This window comes from Pseudomonas sp. P4_C3, assembly GCF_056402075.1.
Map to the genome: position 1 here is coordinate 1 of NZ_JBFUIC010000791.1, position 591 is coordinate 591.

1 protein-coding gene is annotated in these 591 nt (G+C 58.7%); it reads left to right on the forward strand.

The window, feature by feature from the left end; translation table 11 throughout:
- A partial coding sequence (locus AC1DVH_RS32475) for a DUF1254 domain-containing protein (RefSeq protein WP_477757221.1) occupies positions 1–591 on the forward strand: 591 nt, incomplete at both ends.

The window sequence follows — 591 nt, forward strand, 5'->3', positions numbered from 1 at the left end:
ACTCCGAACAGCGACACCCCGTATTCGTTTGTCTGGCTGGACCTGCGCGCGGAGCCGATGGTGATCTCGGTGCCGGCAGTGGACAAGCGGCGTTACTACTCGGTGCAGATGATCGACGGCAACACTTACAACTATGGTTACATCGGCAGCCGTACCACCGGCAACGAGCCAGGCCAATACATGGTGGTCGGTCCCGATTGGAAAGGCGCGCCCCCTCCCGGTATCAAAAAAGTCTTCACCTCGACCACTCCCTTCGCCGTGAGCGCCATTCGGACTCAGCTCTACAATGCCAAGGACATGCCGAATGTCGAGAAGGTGCAAGCGGGCTACAAGGTCCAGCCGCTGTCCGCCTTCCTCCATCAACCCGCGCCGAGTCTCGAGCAGACCAAGGCGATCGCCGAGGAAGGCTTTATCTACGGCTTACCGCTGGTCATGAACTACGCCGTGATGAACGAATATGCTGTGGACAAGGGCGGCCCGCAATACAAGGCGCCGTTCAACCAGATCAAGAACGAGCCTCGCGTCTTCACCTACCAAGACACGGCCATCATCACTCCGAACAGCGACACCCCGTATTCGTTTGTCTGGCTG